The organism is Plantibacter flavus, assembly GCF_900177615.1.
Taxonomy (GTDB): Bacteria; Actinomycetota; Actinomycetes; order Actinomycetales; family Microbacteriaceae; genus Plantibacter; species Plantibacter flavus.
Genome location: NZ_FXAP01000005.1, coordinates 335,743 through 360,994, shown reverse-complemented (window position 1 = coordinate 360,994; position 25,252 = coordinate 335,743). Strand labels below are relative to the sequence as shown.

Here is a 25,252-nt window from a genome sequence, read left to right as displayed (position 1 = left end):
TTCCGGCGTCAGGCGGTGCCGTGGCTCTCGCCGTGTGAGCCGTCGGCGAGTCGGCGTTCCAGCTCGGTGATGCGCAGATCCTGCAGGGCGCTCTCCTCGGCGAGCGTCCGACTCCGCTGCTCGAGCGTGGTCAGTTCCGAACTGTGTTGGATGCTCACGAGGAACAGCACCAGGATGCTGACGAAGAACACGAGGTTCGTCGGGATCTCCACGCCGATCGCGACGGCGACACCGGCGAGGACCTGGGGGAACACGCCGATGATGAGCGCGAGGCAGCCGGCGACGAGCCACCACACGGCGTGGCGTTCGCGCATCCTGCGGCGTCGGAGCATCTCGATGACGACCCCGAGCGTGAACAGGGCGGCGACGATTCCGAGGATGTAGGTGCCGAGGGGCATCATGCGGTCACCACCTCTCCGTGGAGCGCGACCGGCGGTCGGATGAGCGCGAACACGAGCGCGAGACCGGCACGGGCCAGGTAGGTCGCGGCCTTGAACGGGTTGTGCGACGGGGTGCCGCCAGCGCGGGGCCGCATGGCCACAGGTACCTGGCGGATGACGCAACCGGCGCGCGCGGCGATCACGAGCGATTCGATCGTGTCACCGAGGTATTCGGCCGGGTAGTGCTCGGCGAAGAGTCGGACCGCCCGGGGGCCCGTCGCGCGGAAGCCGCTCGTCGTGTCGGTGAGCTTCGTCCGGGCGACGCGGCTGAGGGCGCCCGACAGCACGACCATCGCCCACTTCCGAGGTCCTCGCACCTCATAGTTCCCCGCGCCCGCGAAGCGTGCGCCGAGGACGAGGTCGGCGGTCGCCAGTTCGTCCAGGAGCTGCAGGACACCTGCCGGGTCGTGCTGCCCGTCCGAATCGACCTGCACGACGTTGCGGTACCCATGCTCGAGGGCGTACTTGAACCCGACCCGCATCGCACCGCCGACGCCGAGGTTGAACGGGAGCTCGGCTACGACGGCGCCCGCGGACCTCGCCTGGACGGTCGTGTCGTCGGTCGAGCCGTCATTGACGACGAGGATCGCGACACCCGGCAGCTTGTCCTGGACCTCGCGCACCACGGCGGCGACGGACGCCTCCTCATTGAGCGCCGGCATGACGATGAGCGTGCGTTCGAGCTGGTGCGGCATGAGGCAATCCTACCCAGGGAGGGCCCGATCGATCCGTGCGACGGGCTGATCAGGCGAAGGTGTGCCGGAGCAGGATGCGCAGTCCTGCTGTGTCGCGGGCGAGCGCTGCCTTCGGGAGCTGCAGGGCCGCGTTGAGCCGTGAGGTGACGTGCGCGCGGGCGACTCGAGCGGCTCGGTTCCAGCCGAGGGCCGCCTGTCGGGCGGCCTCCTCGGCGAACACCGTGCGCTCCTGTTGGAAGCGCTTACCGTCGACGGCGGTGTACGAGGACACACTCCCTCCGTGTCGGCGATACCGGAAGACCGTGGTGTCGTCGAGCACGAGCGTGCCACCGGCGCGGAAGATCTCCATCATCAGGGCGAGATCCTGGACCACGTGCAGGTCGGCCCGGAACCCGAAGCGCCGCACCGAATCGACGCGCCAGCACACGGACGGGAAGTACGCCCAGTTGCCGCGGAGCAGGCTGGCCGTGAGTCGCTCGCCGGCGAGCCGGACCGGCTCGGGTGCGGCCGGTCGGAGGATCGCCTTGATCCGGTCGCCCAGTGGTCGGACGACCTGCCCGGCCTCGTCGATCACTTCCACACCGGGCTGGATGAGGTCGACGTCGGGGAAACGCGCCGCGATGGTCGCCATCAGCGCAACGTACTCCGGGAGGAGCTCGTCGTCGCACCCGATGAGGACACATCGTTCCGCCGTCACGAGTTCGATGCAGCGGTCGAAGTTGCCGCTCACCCCGAGGTTCCGTTCGTTGCGGAGGTACACGATGCGATCGTCGCCGAGCGACTGCAGCCATTCGCCCGGTGCCGTGTCCGGATAGACGTCGTCGACCACGACCAACCGCCAGTCCGGATCGGTCTGCGCGAGCACGCTCAGCACCGCCGTGCGGAAGTGGTCGAAGCGGCCGTAGAAAGGCATCATGATGTCGAGCGTCACCCCGGTACGGTAGCAAGCTTCCGGAGCGGGAGGGCCGCCCGAACGGGACCACGGCCCGGGTAGAGTGGTCTTCCATGACTGAGACATCAGCCCCGGCGGCCCCGGCCACGACAGGCGTCACCACCAAGAAGGCCGTCATCACCGGTATCACCGGCCAGGACGGCAGCTACCTCGCAGAACTCCTGCTGTCGAAGGGGTACGAGGTGCACGGTTTCGTGCGTCGCGCGTCGACCTTCAACACCGGGCGGATCGACCACATCTACGACCCCGAGGCGACCCACGACGGTTCGCCCAGGCTCCAGTTGCACTTCGCCGACCTGGCCGACGGCTCGCGCCTGGCGACACTGCTCGCGGAGATCCAGCCCGACGAGGTGTACAACCTCGCCGCGCAGTCGCACGTGCGCGTCAGCTTCGACGAGCCCGAGTACACGGGTGACACGACCGGCATCGGGACCGTCCGGCTCCTCGAGGCCATCCGCCAGATCGGTCTGCACTGCCGCTTCTACCAGGCGTCGAGCTCCGAGATGTTCGGGGCGACGCCGCCGCCGCAGAACGAGGAGACCCCCTTCTACCCGCGTTCGCCCTACGGCGTCGCGAAGGTCTACTCCTACTGGATCACCCGGAACTACCGTGAGGCCTACGGCATGTTCGCGGTCAACGGCATCCTGTTCAACCACGAGTCGCCGCGACGCGGTGGCACCTTCGTGACCCGCAAGATCACCCGAGCCGCCGCCCGCATCGCCGCCGGCCAGCAGGACTTCCTGTACATGGGCAACCTCGACGCCGTCCGTGACTGGGGCTACGCGCCCGACTACGTCGAGGGCATGTGGCGGATGCTGCAGGCCGAGGAACCGACTGACTTCGTCCTGGCCACCAACACCGCGTACACGGTCAAGGACTTCCTGCAGTTCTCCTTCGAGCGGCTCGACCTCGACTGGGAGAAGTACGTCAAGTTCGACGAGCGCTACCTTCGTCCCACCGAGGTCGACGCGCTGATCGGCGACTACGCGAAGGCCGAGTCGGTCCTCGGCTGGACCCCGAAGGTGCTGCCACCGCGCCTCGCGCAGATCATGGTCGACTCCGACGTCGCCGAGCTCGAGGCGTCGGGCAAGCCCTACATCGACACCGCGGAGGTCTAGGCGCGGTGCGCGTCCTCCTCACCGGTGGTGCCGGCATGCTCGGTTCGAGCATCGCCGAAGTCTGGCCCACGCTCCGCGCCGCCGACGAACTGATCGTGGCGACGCGCGCGGACGCCGACCTCACCGATCGTGCCGCCGTCGCCGCCCTCATCGGGCGCACGTCGCCGGACGCGATCGTGCACGCCGCCGCGAAGGTCGCCGGCATCCAGGCGAAGCTGCAGCGTCCCACCGACTTCCTGCTCGACAACCTCCTGATCGACACCTCGGTCATCCGAGGCGCGATCGATGCCGGTGTCCCCGAGCTGCTCTACGTGTCGAGTGCGGCGATCTACCCCGAGGGGCTCCCACAGCCGATCGGCGAGGGCGCGCTCCTCAGCGGCACGCTGGAGGGCGCGAACGAGGGATATGCGCTCGCGAAGATCGCCGGGACGAAGCTCTGCGAGTACGCGAGTCGGCAGTACGGGTTCGCCTATCGCGCAGCAGTGCCGTCGAACCTCTACGGCCCGGGCGACGACTACACCCACGGTCAGGCGCACCTCATCGCCGCCGCCCTCGGCAAGGTGCACGCCGCCGTGACGAGCGGCTCCGACGAGGTCGAGGTCTGGGGCGACGGCACCGCCCGACGCGAATTCACCTACACGCCCGACCTCGCGGCGTGGCTCGTCACGCAGCTCGGCTCACTCGACGCATGGCCCGTCACGCTCAACCTCGGGCCGGGTGTCGACCACAGCATCACCGAGTACTACGAAGCAGCCGGTCGCGCCGCCGGCTTCACCGGTCACTTCCGGTACGACGCCACCAAGCCTTCCGGCGTGCACCAGCGCCTGCTCGACTCAGCCGCCGCCCGTGCGCTCGGCTGGAACCCCACCACCCCGCTCGCGGCCGGCGTCGCCGCGAGCTACCACGCCTACCTCGCAGCTCAGGAGCCACAGACAGCATGACCGACGACACCTTCGACTCCGGTTTCCCCCTCGCCACCTCCTCCTGGGATGCCGCGGAGTACGCCGCCATCCAGCGCGTCGTCGACAGCGGCCGCTTCACCATGGGTCCGCTCGTCGCGCAGTTCGAGCGCGATTTCGCCAGTGCGTTCGGCGCCGGATTCGGCGTCATGGTCAACTCCGGGTCGAGCGCGAACCTCCTCGCGATCGCCGCTGCCGTCCTCGACGACCGGGTCGACCTGCAGGCGGGCGACGAGGTCCTGGTGCCCGCCGTGTCGTGGGCCACCACCTACTACCCGCTCCAGCAGTACGGCCTCATCCCGAGCTTCGTCGACATCGACGTCGACACCCTCAACCTGGACCTGTCGCTCGCCGAGGCCGCCATCACCCCGCGCACCAAGGCGATCTTCGCGGTCAACCTCCTCGGCAACCCGAACGACTTCGCGGCGCTCACGGCACTCGCCGAACGTCACGGCCTCCTCCTGCTGGAGGACAACTGCGAGTCGCTCGGCGCGAAGGACGACGGGCGGTTCGCCGGAACGGTCGGAGCGATGGGCACGTTCAGCGCCTTCTTCTCCCACCACATCTCGACGATGGAGGGCGGGATGATCCTGACGGACGACGAGGCCACGGCGCAGATGCTCATCTCGCTGCGGGCCCACGGCTGGACCCGTGGACTCCCCGAGAAGAACGCCGTTCACGACAAGTCGGGCGACGAGTGGGACGACCTCTTCCGCTTCGTCCTTCCCGGTTACAACGTCCGTCCGCTCGAGATGTCCGGCGCGATCGGCATCGAGCAGATCCAGAAGGTCCCACAGCTCATCGCAGGTCGTCGGGAGAACGCCGTGTACTGGACGGAACGCTTCGCCGACCTCGACTCCGTGCGCATCCAGCGCGAGCAGGGCGAGAGCAGCTGGTTCGGCTTCTCCCTCGTGCTCGAGGGCGCACTCGCCGGCCGACGCAAGGAGGTCGTGCAGGCGTTCGCCGCCGAGGGGATCGAGTCACGGCCCATCGTGGCGGGCAACTTCACGAAGAACCCGGTCATGAAGTACCTCGACGCGAAGGTCCCGGCAGAACTCCCCGCCGCCGACAAGATCCACGAGGACGGGCTGTTCGTCGGCAACCACCACTTCCCGGTCCACGCCGGTATCGACCGCGTGTACGACGTGGTGGCCAAACTCTCCTAGGCTGGGTCTGCGCGGCCGCCCCACCGGTCCGCAGCAGCTTCCGTTCCACTGTCCACCTCTTCCCCCAAACCGACGAGGACCGTGCACCGTGACCCAGCCGATCAACGCGCCATCGAACGACGTCCTGACCCTCGACGAGGCGGCCTCTCGGCTCCTCGGCTGCCGGGCGGTGCTGTTCGACCTCGACGGCGTCATCACCCCGACCGCCGAGATCCACATGCACGCCTGGGCGAAGCTCTTCACCGACGAGCTCGTCGCCCACGGGATCACCGAGCCGTACACCGACGCCGACTACTTCCAGTACATCGACGGCAAGCCGCGGTACGACGGGGTGCGCGCGATGCTCGCGTCACGCGGCATCACGCTTCCCGAGGGCTCGCCGTCCGACGCCCCGGAGCTCGAGACCGTGTGCGGCCTCGGTAACCGGAAGAACTCGGTGTTCACGGCCGTCCTGGAAGCGGACGGCATCGCCGCGTACCCGGGATCGTTGACCTTCCTCGACACGGTCGAGCAGGCAGGGCTCGCGGTCGCCGTGGTGTCGAGTTCCAAGAACGCCGAAGTCGTCCTCCGAGCGGGAGGACTCCGTGAGCGGTTCCCGGTCGTGATGGACGGCGTCGTCGCCGCGCGCGAGGGGATCGCCGGCAAGCCCGCGCCGGACACCTACGTCGAGGCCGGTCGTCTGCTCGGTTACGCGCCGTCTGAATGCGTCGTCGTCGAGGACGCGCACTCCGGGGTCGAGGCCGGTCGACGTGGCGACTTCGGTCTCGTGCTCGGCGTCGACCGCGGCATCGGGCACCAGGCGCTCATCGAGGCAGGAGCCGACGTCGTGGTCGACGACCTCGACGAGCTCGTCGACCCACTGCGGTCGGCTTCGCGAACAGCGGGGCCGGACGATCCGGCCGACTCCGAGACCTTCACGGCACCCCACGACTCCTCCGAGGACCAGGCATGAACCACATCACCAGCGACCCGCTCGACCGTCACCGGTTCCCGCTCGACGACTGGGCGCTCGTCGAGACCCATGTCGACGCGGACGACGAGGGCACGACCGAGACCCTGTTCGCGCTCGGCAACGGCTACCTCGGCTTCCGCGGCAACGTCGAGGAGGGCCGCGACGGCCACGTCCACGGCACGTTCATCAACGGGTTCCACGAGACCTGGCCGATCCGTCACGCCGAGGAGGCGTTCGGCTTCGCCCGCGTCGGTCAGACGATCGTCAACGCACCCGACACGAAGGTCGTCCGCCTCTACGTCGACGACGAGCCGCTGATCCTCAACGACGCCGACCTCCTGAGCTTCGAGCGTCGCCTCGACTTCAAGACCGGTGTCCTCAGCCGTGAACTCGAATGGCGGACGCCCTCGGGCAAGCGGGTCCACATCCGCTCCCGTCGCATGGTGTCCTTCACCGACCGCCATCTCGCGGTCCTCGACTACGAGGTCACGTTGCTCGACGCGGACGCGTCGCTCGTGCTCTCCAGCCAGATCATCAACCGGCAGGACCGTCAGGACGACTACCTCACGAACGCACCCGAGCCGGGGATGGGTGACCCGCGCAAGGCGGAGTCACTCACCGAGCGGGTGCTGCAGCCGCGGTACAAGCTCATCGACGGTCCGCGCGCGATGCTCGGCTACCAGACGACGAACTCCGGCATGACGATCGTGGCCGGAGCCGACCACACGATCGAGACCGAGAACGAGTACGAGGTCTCGACGCACATCGAGGCCGACCTCGCGAAGCACGTGTACACGATCCGCGGCCGCGCGGGCGTGCCCACGAAGCTCACCAAGATCATCAGCTACCACACCTCCAACGCCGTCCCTCCGAAGGAGCTCGCCGACCGCTGTGCCCGCACGCTCGACCGTTCCGCTGAGAACGGCATCGAATCGGCGATCCGCAACCAGGAGCTGTGGCTCGAGGACTTCTGGGCGCGCTCCGACGTCGAGGTCCACGGACAGCCGGCCATCCAGCAGGCGACGCGTTGGAACCTCTTCCAGCTGGCGCAGGCGTCTGCACGCACGGACGGCGGCGGTGTCGCGGCGAAGGGCGTGTCCGGCTCCGGGTACGGCGGCCACTACTTCTGGGACACCGAGGTCTACGTCCTCCCGTTCCTCAGCTACACGGCACCGCTCGTCGCGCGGAACGCCCTCCGGTTCCGTCAGAACATGCTCGACGCCGCCCGCTCCCGCGCGACCGAGCTCAACCAGCACGGCGCCCTGTTCCCGTGGCGCACGATCAACGGGCTCGAGTCGTCCGCGTACTACGCGGCCGGCACGGCGCAGTACCACATCGACGCCGACATCTCCTATGCGCTGCGGCAGTACGTCGCGGCGACGGGGGATGAGGACTTCCTCGCCCGCGGAGCCGTCGACATCTTCGTCGAGACGGCGCGCATGTGGGCCGACCTGGGCTTCTGGCGCGCGAACGGCAAGGACTCGTTCCACATCTACGGGGTCACGGGGCCCGACGAGTACACGACCGTCGTGAACGACAACCTCTACACCAACGTCATGGCCCGGTCGAACCTGCTGTCGGCCGTCGAGGCCGTGGAGCGCCTCCGCGAAGACGATCCGGCCTCCTTCGAGCGCCTGGTCACGCGGCTGTCGCTCGACGACGCCGAGGTCCGCGAGTGGCAGCGCGCCGCCGAGCACATGCACATCCCCTTCGACAAGCGGCTCGGCATCCACCCGCAGGACGCCCAGTTCCTCGAGAAGGAGCTGTGGGACCTCGATCACACCCCTCCCGAGCACCTCCCGCTGCTCCTGCACTTCCACCCGCTCGTCATCTACCGGTTCCAGGTGCTCAAGCAGGCGGACGTCGTGCTGGCGTTGCTCCTGCAGGGCGACCACTTCACCGACGAGGAGAAGCTCGCCGACTTCGACTACTACGACCCGCTGACGACGGGCGACTCGACCCTGTCGGCGGTCGTGCAATCGATCATCGCAGCCGAGGTCGGGTACCAGCGGCTCGCGCTCAAGTACTTCTGGTCGGCGCTGTTCGTCGACCTCGCGAACCTGCACCGCAACACCCCTGACGGTGTGCACGTCGCCTCCACCGGCGGCGTGTGGAGCGCGCTCGTGCTCGGTTTCGCCGGGATGCGCGACCACGGCGGCGTGATCTCCTTCTCCCCGCGCCTGCCGGTCGACTGGCAGGGCATCACCTTCCGGCTCACGGTCAAGGGCACGCGGGTACGCATCTCCGTCCGGCGCACCGAGATGCGGTTCACCGTCGAAGAGGGGGATTCCGCCTCCTTCGTCGTCGGCGGCGGCAACGTCATCGTCGAGGCCGGTACCACGGTCACCGTTCCACTCGACAACCAGGGTCCGCACCTCGTCGGCGAGCCGAGCGCGAGCGACATCGAGGGCAGCCGCCGTGCCGACGGCTCACTCATCACCGTGTCGATGCCGACCATCGCGCTCGGGCCGGCCGACACCGAGTCGATCCCGATCATCCAGCCGCAGTCGGAGTAAGGCGACGCGGCTGGATGGCGGATGCCCGTCGTCCAGCCGCGGCCGTGTCAGGCGAGTGTGGTCCGGAAGGTCTCGAGCGTGCGTGTCGCAACCCGTTCCCAGGAGAACTGCTTGGCGCGTTCCCTGCCCTGATCGGCGAGTTCGGCCATCCGTGCGGGGTCACTGACCGCCGTCGTCATCGCAGTGGCGATCGACTCGAGCGAATGGGGATCGAAGTACTCGGCCGCATCGCCGGCGACCTCCCGGTACACGGGGATGTCGGAGATGAGCACGGGGAGCCCGGCCATCATGGCCTCGAGCGCGGGCAGACTGAAGCCGTCGTGGAACGACGGCATGGCGAGCGCGGTGGCGGTCTCATACAGGTGACCGAGTTCCTCGCTGGTCAACCAGGATCGCAGCTCGACCCAGTCGTGCATGCCGACCTCGTCGACGACGGCGCGCAAGGGGTCCTCACCGTGGCTGCCGGTGATGACCACTCGAGGGCGGATCGCCTCGTCCACGAGCGGCAACGCCCTGATGAGGCCAGCCCAGTTCTTGTGCGGGCGCCGGTTGCCCGTCGCCAGGATGAAGGGGTGCTCCTTGTCCGGTCGTCGTTCGCCCATCGGCAGGGCGGTGCCGGCGAGGGGGATGAGGACGATGCGGTCGGCGGGGAAGCCGAGGTAGGTGATGATCTCGCGCCGGGACACCTCGCTGATGGTGATCATCCGGCTGGCGTTCCGTGCACCGAGGCGCTCCATGAACTTCACGGGTTCCGTGAACGCCGGGGTGCTCATCATCTGCGGCTGGCTCCAGTAGAGCATGTCGTGCATGGAGATCACGGTGGGCATGCTGCTCCGGGCGGGACCGAGTAGAGCCGGGCAGTGCAACAGATCCGCACGGTGACGCTTCGCGATGCGACCGATCGACCAGAGCTCGCCGACCGCCCACCGGAAGCGGTTCTCGCCGCTGATGCCGGTGTCGATCATGTTCCCGGGGAACCAGGAACGGTCGAGCTGGTACCCCTCTTTGCTGGCGAGTCCGACGAACTCGAATTCACTGCCCAGTCGGCCTATCTCGCGGTACAGCTCGCGAGCATATGTCTCCATACCGCCTTTCGTTCCGGTGTAGGAGAGGAGGTCGACGGCTACGCGGGGCATAAGGCACGAGGATACCAGTGGGGCGGTCGGGATAGGCTGGTCCGCGGTCCGATGAGCGGTGAGGGGCGGGTCCATGCCAGCAACAGCAGCAGTCGACGGACGTGTCTCCGTCGCCCTGTGCACCTACAACGGCGCCGTGTTCCTCGAAGAGCAGTTGGACAGCATGCTCGCGCAGACCGTGCTCCCGGGCGAGATCGTGGTGAGCGACGACGGTTCGACTGACGGGACATCCGCCATCGTCGAGCGCTTCGCCACGGAGTCGCCCGTACCGGTACGCGTCCTGCGGAATCCGAGTCCACTCGGCGTGACGAAGAACTTCGAGGGGGCGATCCGCGCGACCACGGGGAGCCTGATCGTCCTCTCCGATCAGGACGACGTGTGGCGGCTCGACCGCGTCGAGCGTGCCTTGGCCGCCTTCGACGCGCGTCCGGAGCTGCAGATGGTGTGCTCGGACGCCCGGCTCGTCGGAGCCGACGGGGTGTCCCTCGGCACCACGCTCTTCGCGTCGCTGTCGATCGGCCCGCACGAACGCGACGGGATCCGAGCTGGTGACGCCTTCGGCGTGCTGCTGCGCCGCAACCTGGTCACCGGTGCGACCGCGATGCTCCGGCGTGAGGTCTTCGACGCGGGCGCGCCGTTCCCATCGCCGTGGGTGCACGACGAGTGGTTGGCGATCGTGGCCGCATCGCGCGGCCCGATCGAGCTGCTGGACGAGCCGCTCGTCGACTACCGGCAGCACGGTGCGAATCAGATCGGGATCGTCGAGCCGACACTGGCGTACAAGATCTCCAGGCTGATGCAGCCGGGGCGCCAGCGCAACCGCGACATCGCGGATCGCGTCGCCGGTCTCGCGTCCTGGCTCGACGATGCCCGTGAGCCCGCGCCGCGCGCCGATCCCTCGGCCGTCGTCGCCAAAGCGGCCTTCGAGCGGTTCCGGGCCGATCTCCCTCGTACCCGGTGGCGACGGATCCTCCCCGTCCTGCTGCGTGCTCCCCGCGGCGAGTACCAGCGGTATGCGAGCCAGGGGGCGCTGGACATCGTGAGGGATCTGCTGCAGCCGGCCTAGCCTCGGGTCAGATACCAGACGGCCGCGCCGACCAGGACGACGCAGAGGGCGAGGAGGCCACCCCGCCACGGGGCTCGGTGGCGAGCGGCGAGGAGGAGCAGCGCCATCACGATGAGTTCCCGGGCGTTCACGAGCCAAGCCGCGAGCTGCAGGTCGGTGAGGGCGACGACGCCGACCGGGAGGGACAGCAGCACGCCGACCGCCTTGATCGGACTCGCCCAGCGCATCCGGCTCTCAGCTTGGAGGACCGCCGTGACCGACCACGCGACGACCGAGGGGGCGACCGACAGGGCGAGGACGGGGACGAGCGCGAGGGCGGGATTCCAGTCGTCCGCGAGGAACGGAGCCACGAACAGGTGCACCCCGATGGTCGTCGCAACGGCGGCCACGACCGTCAGGGCCAGTGACCGTCGGAGCGAAGCCTCCGTGACCGCGACGATCTCGGACCCCCGGCCGTCACGCGCCGCTTCGGCGAGGACCGGCCGGAGGACGTTGATCGCAGCCAGGGCCGCAGCGTCGCCGATGCTCCGTGACAGCGACATGGCGAACGAATATTGACCCAGGCGTGCCCCGCCGGCGAGAGCCCCGATCGAGAGGCGGTCGGTCTGCCCCTGTCCCCAACCGAGGAGCGAGAACAGCGCCGTGTGCAGGTAGTCGCGGAACACGCCTCCGGTCAGCTCTGGGCGTCGCGTCCCGGTGTCTGCTGGACGTTCCAGTCGCGCCGCGCGTCGACGGTTGAGGATGGCGAACCCCGCTTCGGCGAGCAGCGCCTGCAGCGCACTCGCGAGGAGCGACTCCGTCACGAGCAATGTCGGCACGCTGCACAGGAGCGAGCAGGTCGACGACCATGCCTGATTCGAGGCGATGTCCTTCCAGCGCGCCGATCGCTGCAGTCTGACCAGGGCATCGATGCCGGCGGCCGACGCGGCGGGGACGAAGACGAACGGTGCGAGGGCGAGTACCTGCCACCGGTCCTGCGCCGCCTGTGTGAGGAGGAGCGCCACGACGACGACCGCGAGCAGGGCACCTCCGATGACGGCGGACCACACCCGGAAGCGGCCGATGAAGAGCGCTCCGGAGGCGGTCCCGGCGTGGACGACGGCGGTCTGCCGAGCTGCTGTGTCGCCGATGGTCTGGACGAGGGTGAGCGCCAGGACCATCCAGGCGTAGATGCCGACGACGGACGGCGCGAGCCTCGCGGCCAAGACGAGCATGATGAGCGCCGACGCCGCGCGCGGCAGGACCCGCTCGAGCACCGACCACGCGAGGCGGATCACGGCACGACCCGTTCGTGTGGGTCCTGCGACCGTCGGTGATATGTCAGTATCTTCATTGGACGTGTGAGTGGGGACGAAACATGATGCGCAAACGACTGGGTCTCATCGTCGGGTCGATCGAGGCGGTCGTGCTGCGGTTGGCCTCGATGGTGCCGAGCAACTGGCTGTGCATCATCGCGCTGCGCGTCTGGGCGCGGCGATCGGTGCTGGGTGTGCGATCCACCACGGACTCCAGGTCCGTGTCGCCCGTCGACTCGTCCTCAGAGTGGACTGCTTCAACGCCGAAGATGTGACCCTGGATGCGCGCGGTGGGCTCTCGGTCGGATCCCATGTGAGCATCAAGAGTGGCGCACAGATCTGGACCGCCCAACACGACATCCGCTCGCCTGACTTCGCGTACGTGTCGGCTCCGGTGCGGATCGGCGACCGCGCCTGGATCAGCGCCAGGTCGATCATCCGCCCGGGGGTGTCTGTCGGGGAGGGGGCGGTCGTCGCGGCCGGGGCGGTCGTCACGAAGGATGTGGCCGCCATGGACCATGGTGAGTGGGGTTCCGGCCCGCATCATCGCCGAACGCCCGAAGGTCGACGCCTACCGCCTCGACGCGAGGCGGAACAAGGTCTGGTGGTGGTGACGCCCGGAGCCGACCGCTGCATGCTGCGGACGCAGCTCGTCACAGGTACCACGTCCTCGAACGCACGCTCTCGACCAGGCGCCCGGCTCGCGACGCCAGTCGTTCGACGCCTCGGCGGCGCCGGATGCTTCCTGGGCGCGCCGACACGATCTGCAGGACTCCGACGGCGATGACCGCCGGCAGATCCCAGCCGACGGATCGTGGCATGCCTCGCGAACGGTGTCGGCGGAACAGTCGGACCGTCCCTCGGCCGTAGGCGAAGAACTGCCGTGACACCGCCCGGAGGTTCTCGCGCAAGCGATACTCGACCAGGGCTTCGGGGACCGCGGTCGTCGGGTGGCCCGCTTCCGCGGCGCGCCAGAAGAAGTCGGTCTCATCGCCTCCTCCCCGGAGTGATTCGTCGAATCCGCCGATCCGGTCGAAGACGTCGCGTCTGACGCCGCAGTTCGCGCCCGGCGGCCACGGATGGAATCGGTGCAGCGTGCTGACCGCCTCCTGCGTACCGTCGGTCGTGCCGTTCGGGAGGACCCGTCGGAGCGGCCCGCCCACACAGTCCGCGCCCAGCTCGAACGCGCGCACGTGCGCCTCGACCCACCCTGGTCGGACGACGTCGTCGGCGTCGCAGAGCAGCACAGCGGTCCCTCGAGAGGCCAGGATGCCGACGTTGCGTGCGTGGTTGATGCCTGGCCTGCCTCCGGCGTCGACGAGTCGGATGCGCTCGTCCCGCTCGATGAATCGGCGCACCAGCTCGGCCGTCCCGTCGGTCGAACCGTTGTCGGCGACGATGATCTCGACGTCCGCGGCGTGCTGTTGCGCGAGGAGCGCTTCGAGCTGGTCCGCGAGGGTGGCCGAGCCGTTCCGGCACGGGATGACGATCGAATACACAGGCCTCCAGGGGTGGGAACGGGTGGTGACAACCTATCGAACCGACCGACTAATATTCAACATATGAGATACGACGATCCCGCTGATTCGTCGCGCACGCCGCTCGTCACCTCGGCGGCGACCGCGACCGTTCTCCACGTCACCGACTGCTACGCGGGAGGTATTCCGGTCGCCATCGACGCATACGTCCGGAACGCCCCGGCGGGAGTCGAGCACCATCTGCTCGCCCAGGTCCCGGATGGGGCCACGCTCGACGAGGCGCTCGTCGAGCGCTTCGCGTCCGTCGACCGGCTCGGACGAAGCCGGGTGGGGGCGGTGCTCGCGATCCGGAGGGCGCGGCGTCGTATCGGGGCCGACATCGTGCACGCCCACTCGAGTTTCGCCGGTGCGTACGCGCGGGTCGCCCTGCGCAGCTCGCCACGGACCCGCATCGTCTACACCCCGCACTGTTACGCGTTCGAGCGTGCCGACCTCTCCGTCTGGAGCCGCCGCACGTTCCGCGCCGTCGAATGGTTGCTGTCCTTCAACGTCGAGACGATCGCCGCCTGTTCCGAGGGCGAAGCAGCAGCGGCGGAACGGCGCGGACCGTTGCGGCCACGGGTGGTCCACGTGCCGAACGTGGTCGCGGTTCCGCCTCCCGGTGCTCGTCGGAACGACCTGGATCTGCATCGGCCGCTGCGGGTCGCGAGTCTCGGACGGATCGCTCCACAGAAGGATCCGATGCGGTTCGCCGAAGCCATCGCGTCGATCCGGGCGAGTGGGGTCGAGGTGGCTCCCGTGTGGATGGGCGGCGGCCGCGTCGAGGACGCCACCCGGCTGGAGGCGGCTGGCGTCGACGTCACCGGTTGGATCCCGCACGCCGAGGTGGGCTCGCGCCTCGTCCAGAGTGACGTCTACCTCCACACCGCCGCGTGGGAGGGCTTTCCCCTCGCCGTTCTGGAAGCCGTGCAGGCCGGCGTGCCGACGCTCGTCCGGCCGATCGCCGCGTTCGGAGTGGTCCCGGACGCCCTCACACTCGAGGGCGGGCTCGAGGCGATGGTCGCCAGTCGGCTGGCCGGACCGAAGGCGTTCGCCGCCTGGGCGGAGCGGAACGTCTCCCGCTGGTCGGAACGCCTCAAGGATCACACCCCGGCCCGCCAACGGGCGGCCCTCGCCGAGGCGTACCGGATACCGCAGGTGGCCTGATGCGCGTCGCGGTCGTGCAGTGGGGTCGGACCGGGGGAGGCCCGCTCTTCGCCCAGGAACTGGCTCAGGCGCTTCAGGAGGACGGCTGCGATGTCGTCGTGTCCTATTCCCTCGACGCCGAGGTGGCGGAGCGGTTCGTCGCCCTCGGTGTGCCGTCCTTCACGATCCGCACGTATCGCGACAAGCGCGGCGCGGTGCTCGGCCTCCCACGCCTCCTCTGGGCGGCGCTCCGGCTGGACCGGTTCCTCCGGCGACATCGCATCGACGTCGTCGTCATCGCCATGGAGCAGCTCTGGCAGGGAGTGGTCGCGCCCGTGTTCCGCTTCGGCGGTCGTCGGAGTCTGCTCTGCGTCCATGACGCGACCATGCACCCCGGGGACTTCTCGCGGCTCGAGCACCTCCTGCGTCGTGCCGAGCGTCGGGCGGCGGACGGAGCGATCGTCTTCTCCGCGCCGGTCGCCGAAGCACTCACGTCCCGTGGTGAGTTCCGCGCGGACCGCGTCCACGAGACCGTCCATGCCGCGTACCGTGTCGACGCGGGCCGTGCCGTGGTCCGGTCGACGCACCGGGAGGGTGTTCCGGTCGTCGGATGCTTCGGTCGCCTGTCCGCGTACAAGGGACTCGGTTTGGGCGTGGATGCGATCGCTGAACTGCGCCGCCGCGGGATCCGGGTCCGGTTGCGGGTCGTCGGGTCCGGGACCGACGACGCTCTCTCGCTCCTGCGACACGAGGACGACGAACTCGAGAACCGATGGGTCGGCCAGGAGGAGATCGGGCAGGTGGTCGGCGGATTCGATGTCGCCCTGTTGCCGTACACCGAGGCCAGTCAGTCGGGTGTGCTCGCCTACGCGATGGCGCTCGGGGTGCCCTCCGTCGTGACCCCGGTCGGTGGGCTGGCCGAGCAGGCGATCGCGTCAGGTTCGGGCATCGTGGCCACGGCGGTGACGTCGACCGCACTCGCCGATGCGCTGGAGCAGATCCTCACCGATGCCGTTCGTTACCGGGCGCTCTCCGCGGCGGGGATCCTCGCTGCGGCGGGTCCGTTCTCGTGGGCGCGCGTCGCGGCAGACGTGCGCGTCGCGGCAGCATCCGTCGTGCTCGTCCGTCGCTGACCCGTGCGGGACGCCGCGGGGGTCGGCCCCCGCCGGGTCGAGGCCGCCGTCGCCCGAGGCCGCAGGCTCAGGATGAGGCACACGGCGACGATCAGCATCGGTGTGAGATGCCGCAGGAACGACCCGTAGTCCGGCTCGAAGATCGACTGCACGATCAAGAACGCGATGATCGCCGCGAACAACCGGTTCTGGAACGGTGTCAGGACCGACGCGCCGCGGGGTGCTCGGAGCCTCGCCGACCGGATCAGGGCGATGAGCGTTCCCCAGACGCTGAGGAGGACGAGCGCCACGACGAGGTAGATGGCCCCGCCGCGGAGCATCAGCGGAATCGGGATGATGAACGAGCCGAAGGTGAGGACACTGTTGACGAACCCGGACACGGGGCCGGCGCCGGGGAAGAACTGCACGATCAGCGTGTTGACCGATTCCGCACTGCGGTATTCGTTCACCGTGAGGCGGAAGTGGTCGAGGTCGACGCCGACGATCAGCGGGAAGACCACGGACAGCCCGGCGTAGAGCACGATGACGACCGCCAGGGTGGCTGTCCAGCCGCGCCGCGCCCGCAGCGCGAGGCGGAGTGCCAGGTAGAGTCCTGCCACGAGGAACCAGTAGGTGCGGAAGCCCTCGGCGTAGAGCAGCATCGCGGCCACCGGCACCAGCTCGGCCAGCAGACCTCGTCCACGGTGGGCGATGATGGCGAGCACTGCGCCGACGGTCAGGAGGTCCTTCGTGTAACCGCCGTGGTAGACGGCGGCGAGCGCGACGCAGCAGATGATGATGGCCCAGTCCAGCCACTCGGCCGCTGCCAGCCTGGCGTGCGAGAGCGCAGCGGTCAGGACGAGCAGGTAACTCGTGACGCCGATGAGGGCGGCGAGCGTCGGTCGTTCGGCCAGGCCCATCCAGCGGTAGACCGCGGCGATGAGCTGGAACGACGAGTCGGCCTCGGTGAACGTCCCCCGGTTCACGCTGATGATCGTGCCCTCGTCGTTCGCGAAGTGCCCGGGCAGTCCTGGTTGGTCGGCGGCGACCCAGGCGAGGGCGAGGAGCGAGACGACCACGATGAGCGGACCGCCCACGAGCAGGCGGTCACGCTCACGTCTGCCGACACCGGGCGTCCATCGGGCCAGCTGACGACGGCGCTCGGCCCGGAGGGCGCTGGCGTCCGCGCGGGCCCTGGCCGCGTCCCGTCGGGTCAGGTGTGAGGAGGCTGGCTCGTCGGACGTCACTGGCGGAGCGTGTGCTCGAAGCTCAACGTCGGCTGGAGGTCGCCGAACCAGGTCTCCGCGTAATTGGACAGCTTCCGATTGTTGTTGTCGATGGCGATCACGCGCCGGCCCATCTGCAACCCGATCAGCATGGCGTGGAGGCGATCGGTGATGACCACCTCGCCGCGCGCGATCAGTCGGACTGCTGCACCGAAGCGACGCTCGGCCCGCCGCATCCACGCTGCGTGGTCCCGCTCCATGAGGGGCTTCAGGGCTGGATGCTTCGCAGCCCGCCAGCCGAGCCACTCGTGCGCGCGGAGGTCCACGGGGTCACGGGGCCAATCGGCGCTCTCGGTGCCGACGAGTCCTCCCGTGGTCTCCTCGTCCGTCCGAGCGATGACGATGCGTCGCTGCGTCGGTTCGGGCGCGCAGATCGGGCCGAGGAGGTGCACGGCGTCCGGTGAGAGGCTGAGGTCCTCGACCTCGTCGTGGAGGAGGTCGAAGGAGGCCTGATCTCGGACGGCGACCCGCAGCCTGGGGCGGGTGGCGAAGCGTCGGGAGAACGCGCGACGGTCGGCCTCCGTCGGGAACACGACCGATTGAGGGGCTTGGATGAGCAATGTGTCGGCGGGTAGGCGTTCGGCGAGCTCGTAGCGGGCATCGCTCAACACCGGATAGAGGCCGCCGAGGTTGCCGCCGCCCTGGATGACGACCGGGATCGAGGAGTCGCGGACGCGCTCCGGCATGCTTCCGGCGCTCGACGTGGTTCGGACCGCGATGCCGTGGTCCTTCCAGAACCTGGACTGTCCGAGCGCGATGGCCGAGTCGCCCGAGTTCCGGTGATCGGGGAACTGTGTGTAGTGGAGTTCGGTCACGCCGCGATGCAGCTCGACGAAGGAGGCTTCGGCGCGCCGTCGCATGGTCTCGAGGTAGGGCATGGGTGCTCCGTTCGGATCGACACCGAGCGTTGCTCTGGAATCGGATACTTCAGTTGGTCGAATACATTATGCTCGATTGTCGCTGGGCGTCTCGCACTCCGGCGATCAACCTCGCCCACCGCGACCCGTGCGCGCCGAGGCTCGATCCGATGCACACCAGAACATCCCCAGGGAGGCCACCGTCATGCCCTTCGTCGAAGCCCGCCGCTGCTGGGAACGACGGTGCTCGCGCATGGTCCTCGTCCTCGACCTCCTGGCCGTCACGCTGGCGCTCAGCGTGACCCAGCTCCTGTGGTGGGACGCGTACTGGCGCGGGTCCGTGGAGGTCGTGGGGCCGCTCGGACGCCTCGACGTCGGCTACCCGGCGGTCACCCTCGCGCTCGCCGTCGGGTGGTGGGCGCCGCTGGCTGCGGCCCGGTCGCGACACCCTCGGGTCCTGGCGGACGGTTGGACTCCGTACCGGCGGGTCGTGGTCGTGACGACGACGGTCTTCGGCGCGATGGCGATGGCGTCGTACCTCTTCAAGCTCGAGATCGGACGCGGGTTCCTGCTCACGGCCATGCCGCTCGGGGTCGCCCTCCTGCTGGCGGTCCGCTGGGGCGCTCGCAGGCACCTGCGTGCACGGCGTCGAGGCAGCGCGCTCCTCTACCGCACGTTGCTCGTGGGCGATCGGGATCACGCGGCACACGTCGCTGAACGCATGCGCCGCGGCGACTGGGCAGGACATCTGGTGGTCGGTGTCGCGACCCCGGGCATCGTCGACGACGACCGCATCGTGGGTGCCCCCGTGCTCACCGGGAGACCCTCGATCGTCGATGCCGCCGAGGAGGTCCAAGCGGACACGGTGATCCTCGTCGGGCCCGACGAACTCACCCCGGTAGAGCTCCGACGCGTCGGCTGGGACTTGAGCGAGCGCGGGGTGAAGTTCATCATCGCCCCGACGCTCACCGGTGTGGCTCCGATGCGCCTGTATCTGCAAGCGGTGGCCGGCATCCCACTCATCCACGTCGACCACCTCGAGATGTCCGGTGGGAAGATGGCGGCGAAGCGGACGTTCGACATCCTCGGTTCCGCGACGCTGCTCGTGGTCCTGGCGCCGGTGATGCTCGCTGTCGCGGTGGCGGTGAAGACGACGAGCCGGGGGACCGTGCTGTATCGGCAGGAGCGCATCGGCTTGCGCGGGCGCCCGTTCCGGATCCTCAAGTTCCGCTCGATGGCCGCCGAAGCCGACGCCGGGGCCGCTCTGGCGGTGCAGCAGCATGCTGACGAACTGCTCACGAAGACGCAGGACAACCCACTCGTGACACCCGTTGGACGGATCCTCCGGAAGTACTCGCTGGACGAGCTGCCGCAGTTGTTGAACGTGCTGGGCGGTTCGATGAGCCTCGTCGGCCCGCGGCCTCACCGGGGGTGGGAGGTCGAACGGTACGACCTGCTCGCCCAGCGACGGCTGCTGGCCAAGCCGGGTATGAGCGGACTCTGGCAGGTCAGTGGGCGGTCCAACCTCTCCTGGGACGACTCGGTCGATCTCGACCTGTACTACGTGGAGAACTGGTCGGCCGCGGTCGATCTGAAGATCCTCGTGCAGACGGTGCGAGCGGTCGTCGCCCCCGGAACCGATGCACGGTGATCCGGCGCCGCGCGGGCCGGGTTCAGCGTTCCGGGAGCTTGCGCCGCCAGCTCAGCCCGCCGGCACCGATGACGGCGCAGACGACGAGGAGCAGCCAGCCGCCGCTCAGCAGCAGGCTGCTCTCGGCAGCGCCTGATGCGAGCAGGGTCACGACGATGAGCGCAGCCCAGACGTGCACGACGCTGCGCCGGTTGGTCGCGATCAGCCAGGTCCGGACGAGGGCCAGACCGGCGAGGAGCAGGAACAGGGCGAGCCCGATCAGTCCGAGCTGCAGGTACACGTCCAGGTAGGCGTTCAGCGCCGAGTCGTTCGTGCGGCCGAGGCTCGCGTCGATGAACCGGTACGGGACCGCATCGGAGACCCAGCCGCCCGTCCAGCCCCAGCCGTTGAGCTCGCTCGGGGCCAGGCGTCGCAGGGTCTCCTGCCAGAGTGCGTAGCGCTGCTCGATCTCGAGCCCGAGACCGAGGGCGCGGAACACCTCGGATCGGAACAGGTACCCGATGAGGCCGACGAGCGCGAGGACGGCGAGGAGGACGAACTGCCAGGTGCGGCGAGGTTCCGGTCGGAGTTGCCGGAAGACGTAGAGCACGGCGGTCGCGATGCCGAGGGCCGCGGCGAGGAGCGCGATGCTCGGCGAGCGCGTGCCGAGGATGAGGCCGGCGGCGAGCGCGATGGAACCGATCGTCACCCCGTGACGCACGGAACGGGTCCGCCATTCGACGACGAAGGTGACGAGACCGAGCAGGGCCGCGATCCCGAGGGCGCTCCGGGTTCCGAAGACCCCCTCCAGCGGACCGCCGAAGGCGAGGTTCCCGCTGATCCCGAGGAACGGCAACGGGGTGTCGATGAGGACGCCGCTCAACACCTCGAGCGCGAGAGACGTGCCGAGCAGGGCGCGGAACGCGCTCCCCGTCGCCCGGACGATCTGGATGGTGTCGCGCGTCAGCGCGATCACGATCGCGATGAACGCCCATGCGAGCTGGCCACCGACGGCAGGCACGGTCGCGAGCGGCGTGGCGCTCCACACCACCGACACCGCGCTCCACGCGAGGAAGAGCAGGACCGAGATCGGCAGGAGGCCCCGCCATTCGATGATGGGTAGGCGGGCGAGGAGGATGCCCGTACCGATTGTCGCGAGACCCACGAGCATCGCACTGAAGCCGGGGACACCGATCAGACTGGTAATGAGATGTTCGCCGAAGGCGGTTGCGACGGCGATGGCGGCGAACGCGGCGGCCAGCGGCGCGGATGACAGGACGCGCGCTGCGGTGGAGAACGCGTCGAAGTCCGCCGGTCTCACGCCGCGCTCATCCGCCGACGACGTCGCGGCGGGTCGCGGGTGCGAGGTCGGACGAGGCTGCGACGGCGGGGATCGGCCAGGCGGGTTCCTGCTTCGTCTTCACGACGAGGAGCACGAGGAGCACCCACCCGGACTCGATGAGCAGCCTGCTCTCCGCGACGGACTGCACGACGAGGGAGACCGCGATGAGGACCGGGGCGAGCGAGAGTGCCGTGTACGGCCGGTGTGCGTCGAGGTCGACGCGTGGGCGGTCGACGGCCAGGAACCAGGTGCGGGTCAACATGGACAGGACGACCGCGGCGAAGAGCACGAGGCCGACGACGCCGAGTTGGAACCAGACGTCGAGCCAGGCGTTGTGCGCCTGGAGCTGGCGGACGCCGCGTCGGATGACGAGGTCGGTGAAAAGCGGCTCCCACGGTGCCCACGGGCTCGAGAAGCCCCAACCGAAGACCGGCCGCTGTTCGATGAGGCGCCAGACGGTCGCCCAGATGTCGAGTCGACCGGTGAGGTCCGGGCTCTTCCCGAGGAGGCCGAGGAGTTGCGTCCGGAAGACGACCGCTCCCACCGCGCCGACGACCCCGATGCCGAGGAAGCCGAGGTACACCGGTGTCCTCGCCTCCGGGCGAGGTGCCCGGCGGATGGCGAGTGCAGCTGCCAGCACCACCGCCGTCACCACGGCGGCGAGCAGGATGGTGGTCGAGAAGCTCAGGAGGAACATCACGACGGAGAGACCGAGTCGGATGAGCAGGGTCCAGCGACGCTCCGGGCCGATCAGCGTGGCTGCGCCGGGCTCGTCGCGCCGTGCCGCCAGCCGGAGCCCGAAGACGATGATCCCGAGCAGCGCCACCACGGCGAGGAGGTTGGCGTTCCCCGAGATGCCCTGGATGCGCCCTCCGGAGAACAGGAGGTCCCGCGACCAGTAGTCGAGCAGGGGCGGGTCCGCCGCGTCACCGGCGTAGAAGTTCGGCAGCACCGGGTGGCGGATGATCGCCGCGACGACGAACTCGAAGACGAGGGAGAGTGACAGCACCCACGTCACGGCACGTCCGAGGACCCGGATGACCTCGGGCCAGGAGAAACAGCCGGCGAGGGTCATCCCGAGGATGGTGCACAGCCCCGCACCGAGCAGGGTCGCGGCCGTGCCGCTGGGGTAGGCGGACCAGGCGAGCGACACGACCGACAGTACCCCGTAGCCGACGAGTGACCATGGCACCCTGGTGCGCCGCCAGTTCGGGCGGACGGCCATCAGGCACGCGAGCGCGGCGCCACCTGAGACGAGCGCCACCGCCGTGTAGCCCCAGATGGTGAAGAGGTTCGTCCAGAACGTCCCGGCGAGCACCGCGAACGTCGCGAACACGGCGACGTGCCTGACGACGAGTGCGCGTGTCGTCAGCGCTGCCGGTGGGTGGGGCGGGGCGGGTTCGGTGGACAGCATCGTGCCCCCAGGGTAGCGGCTGCGGCCGCCACCCTGGCCCTGGTCCCGCGCGGTGGTCAGACGAACGCCGCGGTGCCGGTGATGGCCCGCCCGACGATGAGCGCGTTCATCTCCCGCGTGCCCTCGTAGCTGTAGAGGGCTTCGGCATCGGCGAAGAACCGTGCGGCGTGGTAGTCCAGCACGATGCCGTTCCCGCCCATGATCTCCCGTGCCCAGGCGACCGTCTCGCGCATGCGCGCGGTGCAGAACGCCTTGGCGAGCGCCGAGTGCTCGTCGCGCTGGGTGCCCTCGTCGAGCATCTGCGAGACCCGGACGCACATCGCCATCGATGCCGTGATGTTCCCGAGGCACTTCGAGAGGAGGTCCTGGATCAGCTGATGGCCCGCGATCGGCTTACCGAACTGTACGCGCTCCTTGGCGTAGGCGACCGCCGCCTCGTACGCGCCGACGGCGACGCCGACACTCGACCAGGCGACGCCCGCGCGCGTGAGTCGCAGCACCTTCGCCGTGTCGCGGAAGGAGTTCGCGTGCTGCAGTCGGAGGCGCTCGGGGACCCGGACGTCTTCGAGGGTGATGTCGGCGTTCTGCACCATGCGCAGGCTGATCTTGCCCTCGATCTTGGTCGCGGAGTAGCCGGGGGAGTCGGTCGGCACGATGAAGCCCTTCACCTGACCGTCGGCGGTGTCCTTCGCCCAGATGATCGTGATGTCGCTGAAGGTCGCGTTGCCGATCCACCGTTTCGAGCCGGACAGGATCCATTCGTCGCCGTCCCTGGTTGCTGTGGTGCGGAGCCCCTGTGCACTGTCCGACCCCGACTGCGGCTCGGTGAGACCGAAAGCCCCGAGGACCTCGCCCGAGGCGAGTTTCGGAAGCCACTCGTCCTGCTGCTCCTGGGAGCCGCACTCGCTGATCGACCCCATGGTGAGACCGTCCTGCACCCCGACGAAGGTGGAGATCGACGCGTCGATCCGGGAGAGCTCCATCGAGGCGAGGCCGCGGAACACGGCGCTGTTCTCGAACGGCGTCGTCTCCGGCCAGGCCCACCGGGCGACATCGAGCTCGAGGAGCGGGGTGATGAGGTGCTTCGGGAACTCGGCCCGCTCCCAGTACTCGTTCACGATCGGCTTCGCCTCGGTCTCGGCCCAGGCTCGGAGGCGGGCGATGGCCTCCTGCTCGGGAGCCGTCAGGAGGCTCTCGAAGCCGTAGAAGTCGCTGGCGAGGGGTTCGAAGATCATGGTCCGTTGCTCCATTGCGTCCGCTGGCGCCGGATCGGCGTCTCGGCCAGCCTAGGCAGGTGTGCTCGGCGCGGACAACGGCTTGGTAGTTTGGTGCACGGTGCCGGTCGACCGCGTCGCACGGCTTGTAGGACGACGCCAAGCGGCCCCAGGGTCCGGCTGGCGCGTCACCCTCGTCCGTCGAAAGGGCCCCACCATGTTCGTGCCGCTCCGTGCCACTCCCCGTGACTACGCGTGGGGGTCGTCGACGGCGATCGCGGAGGTGCTCGGGTCCGAGCCCTCAGGACGTCCGGAGGCGGAACTCTGGCTCGGCGCACACCCCGGGGCCCCGACGGCGATCGCGGATCCCTCGACGGTGGGGGGATACGCCGACCTCGAACGTTGGCTCGCCGCCGATCCCGCCGCGCTCGGCGGGCGCGGCTCGCTGCCGTTCCTCCTCAAGGTCCTCGCAGCGGCCCATCCGCTCTCGCTGCAGGCCCACCCCGACCTGGACCGGGCCGCCGCGGGCTTCGCCGCCGAGAACGCGCGAGGTGTGCCGCTCGACGCTCCGCACCGCAACTACAAGGACGCGCTCCACAAGCCGGAACTCATCGTCGCGCTCCGGGACGGCTTCGAGGCGCTCTGCGGGTTCCGCGAGCTCGCCGCGACCGATGCGCTGCTCGTCGAGCTGGTGGCCTCGGCACCCGATCCGGCTGCGGCAGCGCGCATCTCCATGCTCCGCGGGATGCTGGCCGCCCCCGACGGGCTCCGCGACACCGTGCGGATCCTGCTCGAACAGCTCCCCGGCGGGCTGCTCGACGCTCTCGTCGCGTCCGCCGCGGCTCCTGGTTCGGGTGCATTCGACGCCGAGCGGGCCCTGGTCGGACGGCTCGCGGAGGGGTATCCGGGTGATCCCGGCATCGCGGTCGCCCTCCTTCTCAACCTCGTCACGTTGCGAGCGGGGGAGGCGCTGTATCTCCCTGCAGGCAACATCCACGCCTACCTCCGCGGCATCGGCGTCGAGCTCATGGCCGCGAGTGACAACGTCCTGCGCGGTGGGCTCACGCCGAAGCACGTGGACGTGCCCGAGTTGCTCGAGGTCCTGGAGTTCGAGCCGCGGCCGGTGCCCTGGCTGACCCCGACGGACCTGGGCGGGGGATTCAGCCTCTTCGTCCCGGACGTGCCGGACTTCGAGCTGTTGCGGGTGGATCTGCCCGCCGAGCCGTCCGAGCGGGATCCCTCGTTCCGGCTGCCCGGACCCGGCATCGCCATCGTGACCGACGGTTCGGTGCGGCTCGCCGGAGCCACCTCGTCCATCGAGCTCGGTCGAGGTGGCTACGCGTTCATCACGCCCGATGAGGCGGAGCTGCGCTTCTCCGGGACCGGGACCCTCTTTTTGGCGACCACCCAGGCCTGATCGCCCGGGCGGGTGGTCCGGT

At 69.2% G+C, this 25,252-nt stretch carries 22 protein-coding genes and 1 pseudogene; 11 read left to right on the top strand and 12 right to left on the bottom strand.

Annotated features, from left to right (window positions below; all coding sequences use genetic code 11):
* Positions 1-8 precede the first annotated feature (8 nt).
* Genes B9Y95_RS16410 through B9Y95_RS16400 form a run of 3 tightly spaced genes read right to left on the bottom strand, consistent with a single transcriptional unit; the run spans position 9 to position 2,066 of the window.
* A complete protein-coding gene (locus tag B9Y95_RS16410; protein ID WP_234994142.1) occupies positions 9-401 on the bottom strand; it encodes a DUF2304 domain-containing protein in 393 nt (130 codons plus the stop codon).
* On the bottom strand, positions 398-1,135 hold the full coding sequence (locus B9Y95_RS16405; protein ID WP_085513436.1) for a glycosyltransferase family 2 protein: 738 nt from the start codon (positions 1,133-1,135) through the stop codon (positions 398-400). Before B9Y95_RS16405 ends, B9Y95_RS16410 begins: the two co-directional genes overlap by 4 nt.
* 49 nt (positions 1,136-1,184) lie before the next feature.
* Positions 1,185-2,066, bottom strand: a complete 882-nt coding sequence (locus B9Y95_RS16400) for a glycosyltransferase family 2 protein (protein ID WP_085513434.1) — start codon at positions 2,064-2,066, stop codon at positions 1,185-1,187.
* A 74-nt stretch (positions 2,067-2,140) separates the two neighbouring features.
* Here B9Y95_RS16400 and gmd point away from each other — a divergent pair, with 74 nt between their 5' ends.
* The 5 genes from gmd to B9Y95_RS16375 all read left to right on the top strand — a co-directional run bounded on the left by gmd (position 2,141) and on the right by B9Y95_RS16375 (position 8,798).
* Complete coding sequence (gmd, locus tag B9Y95_RS16395) at positions 2,141-3,205, top strand: GDP-mannose 4,6-dehydratase (protein WP_085513432.1); 1,065 nt, start codon at positions 2,141-2,143, stop codon at positions 3,203-3,205.
* Between the two features lie 5 nt (positions 3,206-3,210).
* Positions 3,211-4,146 (top strand): NAD-dependent epimerase/dehydratase family protein, encoded by a 936-nt coding sequence (locus B9Y95_RS16390; RefSeq protein WP_079707283.1) that lies wholly within the window; start codon positions 3,211-3,213, stop codon positions 4,144-4,146.
* Positions 4,143-5,330, top strand: coding sequence for a DegT/DnrJ/EryC1/StrS family aminotransferase (locus B9Y95_RS16385; RefSeq protein WP_085513430.1), 1,188 nt, complete (start codon positions 4,143-4,145; stop codon positions 5,328-5,330). Before B9Y95_RS16390 ends, B9Y95_RS16385 begins: the two co-directional genes overlap by 4 nt.
* A 124-nt stretch (positions 5,331-5,454) precedes the next feature.
* The gene (locus B9Y95_RS16380) at positions 5,455-6,282 is read left to right on the top strand and encodes an HAD family hydrolase (RefSeq protein ID WP_085513532.1); all 828 of its coding nucleotides are present in this window, start codon (positions 5,455-5,457) and stop codon (positions 6,280-6,282) included.
* Positions 6,279-8,798, top strand: a complete 2,520-nt coding sequence (locus tag B9Y95_RS16375) for a glycoside hydrolase family 65 protein (RefSeq protein WP_085513428.1) — start codon at positions 6,279-6,281, stop codon at positions 8,796-8,798. The genes B9Y95_RS16380 and B9Y95_RS16375 overlap by 4 nt, the downstream gene beginning before the upstream one ends.
* Before the next feature lie 47 nt (positions 8,799-8,845).
* Here the strand turns inward: B9Y95_RS16375 and B9Y95_RS16370 are convergent, their stop codons facing one another.
* Positions 8,846-9,934, bottom strand: a complete 1,089-nt coding sequence (locus B9Y95_RS16370) for a glycosyltransferase family 4 protein (RefSeq protein WP_159453438.1) — start codon at positions 9,932-9,934, stop codon at positions 8,846-8,848.
* A gap of 73 nt (positions 9,935-10,007) precedes the next feature.
* On the opposite strand from B9Y95_RS16370, the gene B9Y95_RS16365 reads away from it, so the two are divergent.
* Complete coding sequence (locus tag B9Y95_RS16365; protein ID WP_085513423.1) at positions 10,008-11,000, top strand: glycosyltransferase family 2 protein; 993 nt, start codon at positions 10,008-10,010, stop codon at positions 10,998-11,000.
* Here the strand turns inward: B9Y95_RS16365 and B9Y95_RS16360 are convergent.
* Together B9Y95_RS16360 and B9Y95_RS20750 are read right to left on the bottom strand one after the other, a co-directional pair.
* Positions 10,997-12,277 carry a lipopolysaccharide biosynthesis protein gene (locus B9Y95_RS16360; protein WP_085513421.1) on the bottom strand — a complete coding sequence of 427 codons (1,281 nt, stop codon included), beginning with the start codon at positions 12,275-12,277 and terminating at the stop codon, positions 10,997-10,999. The genes B9Y95_RS16365 and B9Y95_RS16360 overlap by 4 nt on opposite strands.
* A gap of 52 nt (positions 12,278-12,329) precedes the next feature.
* Complete coding sequence (locus B9Y95_RS20750) at positions 12,330-12,608, bottom strand: hypothetical protein (protein ID WP_159453437.1); 279 nt, start codon at positions 12,606-12,608, stop codon at positions 12,330-12,332.
* On the opposite strand from B9Y95_RS20750, the pseudogene B9Y95_RS21200 reads away from it, so the two are divergent.
* A pseudogene (locus B9Y95_RS21200) lies at positions 12,543-12,782 on the top strand (acyltransferase); the annotation flags it as partial. The gene B9Y95_RS20750 and the pseudogene B9Y95_RS21200 overlap by 66 nt on opposite strands.
* A gap of 166 nt (positions 12,783-12,948) precedes the next feature.
* Here B9Y95_RS21200 and B9Y95_RS16350 read toward each other — a convergent pair.
* Positions 12,949-13,794 carry a glycosyltransferase gene (locus B9Y95_RS16350; RefSeq protein WP_085513419.1) on the bottom strand — a complete coding sequence of 282 codons (846 nt, stop codon included), beginning with the start codon at positions 13,792-13,794 and terminating at the stop codon, positions 12,949-12,951.
* Between the two features lie 63 nt (positions 13,795-13,857).
* On the opposite strand from B9Y95_RS16350, the gene B9Y95_RS16345 reads away from it, so the two are divergent.
* Complete coding sequence (locus B9Y95_RS16345) at positions 13,858-14,979, top strand: glycosyltransferase family 4 protein (RefSeq protein ID WP_085513416.1); 1,122 nt, start codon at positions 13,858-13,860, stop codon at positions 14,977-14,979.
* Positions 14,979-16,091 carry a glycosyltransferase family 4 protein gene (locus B9Y95_RS16340; protein ID WP_085513414.1) on the top strand — a complete coding sequence of 371 codons (1,113 nt, stop codon included), beginning with the start codon at positions 14,979-14,981 and terminating at the stop codon, positions 16,089-16,091. The genes B9Y95_RS16345 and B9Y95_RS16340 overlap by 1 nt, the downstream gene beginning before the upstream one ends.
* Here B9Y95_RS16340 and B9Y95_RS20450 read toward each other — a convergent pair.
* Both B9Y95_RS20450 and B9Y95_RS16335 read right to left on the bottom strand, forming a co-directional pair.
* Positions 15,977-17,317: a hypothetical protein gene (locus tag B9Y95_RS20450; RefSeq protein WP_123539733.1), complete on the bottom strand. Its 1,341-nt coding sequence runs from the start codon at positions 17,315-17,317 to the stop codon at positions 15,977-15,979. The two genes, B9Y95_RS16340 and B9Y95_RS20450, sit on opposite strands and share 115 nt — an antisense overlap.
* The gene (locus B9Y95_RS16335) at positions 17,314-18,234 is read right to left on the bottom strand and encodes a polysaccharide pyruvyl transferase family protein (RefSeq protein WP_085513411.1); all 921 of its coding nucleotides are present in this window, start codon (positions 18,232-18,234) and stop codon (positions 17,314-17,316) included. The genes B9Y95_RS20450 and B9Y95_RS16335 overlap by 4 nt, the downstream gene beginning before the upstream one ends.
* Before the next feature lie 184 nt (positions 18,235-18,418).
* Here B9Y95_RS16335 and B9Y95_RS16330 point away from each other — a divergent pair, with 184 nt between their 5' ends.
* Positions 18,419-19,864, top strand: a complete 1,446-nt coding sequence (locus tag B9Y95_RS16330) for a sugar transferase (protein ID WP_159453435.1) — start codon at positions 18,419-18,421, stop codon at positions 19,862-19,864.
* Between the two features lie 22 nt (positions 19,865-19,886).
* Here B9Y95_RS16330 and B9Y95_RS16325 read toward each other — a convergent pair whose 3' ends face one another.
* The 3 genes from B9Y95_RS16325 to B9Y95_RS16315 are packed head-to-tail and all read right to left on the bottom strand — an operon-like array spanning position 19,887 to position 23,834.
* Complete coding sequence (locus B9Y95_RS16325) at positions 19,887-21,164, bottom strand: O-antigen ligase family protein (RefSeq protein ID WP_085513407.1); 1,278 nt, start codon at positions 21,162-21,164, stop codon at positions 19,887-19,889.
* Between the two features lie 7 nt (positions 21,165-21,171).
* Positions 21,172-22,599, bottom strand: coding sequence for an O-antigen ligase family protein (locus B9Y95_RS16320; protein WP_085513405.1), 1,428 nt, complete (start codon positions 22,597-22,599; stop codon positions 21,172-21,174).
* A 56-nt stretch (positions 22,600-22,655) separates the two neighbouring features.
* On the bottom strand, positions 22,656-23,834 hold the full coding sequence (locus tag B9Y95_RS16315) for an acyl-CoA dehydrogenase family protein (protein WP_085513403.1): 1,179 nt from the start codon (positions 23,832-23,834) through the stop codon (positions 22,656-22,658).
* Positions 23,835-24,030: 196 nt separating this feature from the next.
* Between B9Y95_RS16315 and manA the strand changes: the two genes are divergently transcribed.
* Positions 24,031-25,230 carry a mannose-6-phosphate isomerase, class I gene (gene manA, locus B9Y95_RS16310; RefSeq protein WP_085513401.1) on the top strand — a complete coding sequence of 400 codons (1,200 nt, stop codon included), beginning with the start codon at positions 24,031-24,033 and terminating at the stop codon, positions 25,228-25,230.
* The last annotated feature ends 22 nt before the right edge of the window (positions 25,231-25,252 follow it).

Coding starts and splice junctions, on each gene's coding strand:
- B9Y95_RS16340 (WP_085513414.1), top strand. CDS start 14,979: ATGCGCGTCGCGGTCGTGCAGTGGGGTCGGACCGGGGGAGGCCCGCTC.
- B9Y95_RS16320 (WP_085513405.1), bottom strand. CDS start 22,599: ATGCTGTCCACCGAACCCGCCCCGCCCCACCCACCGGCAGCGCTGACG.
- B9Y95_RS16375 (WP_085513428.1), top strand. CDS start 6,279: ATGAACCACATCACCAGCGACCCGCTCGACCGTCACCGGTTCCCGCTC.
- B9Y95_RS20750 (WP_159453437.1), bottom strand. CDS start 12,608: ATGGGATCCGACCGAGAGCCCACCGCGCGCATCCAGGGTCACATCTTC.
- B9Y95_RS16370 (WP_159453438.1), bottom strand. CDS start 9,934: ATGCCCCGCGTAGCCGTCGACCTCCTCTCCTACACCGGAACGAAAGGC.
- B9Y95_RS16345 (WP_085513416.1), top strand. CDS start 13,858: ATGAGATACGACGATCCCGCTGATTCGTCGCGCACGCCGCTCGTCACC.
- gmd (WP_085513432.1), top strand. CDS start 2,141: ATGACTGAGACATCAGCCCCGGCGGCCCCGGCCACGACAGGCGTCACC.
- B9Y95_RS16335 (WP_085513411.1), bottom strand. CDS start 18,234: ATGCCCTACCTCGAGACCATGCGACGGCGCGCCGAAGCCTCCTTCGTC.
- B9Y95_RS16405 (WP_085513436.1), bottom strand. CDS start 1,135: ATGCCGCACCAGCTCGAACGCACGCTCATCGTCATGCCGGCGCTCAAT.
- manA (WP_085513401.1), top strand. CDS start 24,031: ATGTTCGTGCCGCTCCGTGCCACTCCCCGTGACTACGCGTGGGGGTCG.
- B9Y95_RS16385 (WP_085513430.1), top strand. CDS start 4,143: ATGACCGACGACACCTTCGACTCCGGTTTCCCCCTCGCCACCTCCTCC.
- B9Y95_RS16330 (WP_159453435.1), top strand. CDS start 18,419: ATGCCCTTCGTCGAAGCCCGCCGCTGCTGGGAACGACGGTGCTCGCGC.
- B9Y95_RS16315 (WP_085513403.1), bottom strand. CDS start 23,834: ATGATCTTCGAACCCCTCGCCAGCGACTTCTACGGCTTCGAGAGCCTC.
- B9Y95_RS16410 (WP_234994142.1), bottom strand. CDS start 401: ATGATGCCCCTCGGCACCTACATCCTCGGAATCGTCGCCGCCCTGTTC.
- B9Y95_RS16365 (WP_085513423.1), top strand. CDS start 10,008: ATGCCAGCAACAGCAGCAGTCGACGGACGTGTCTCCGTCGCCCTGTGC.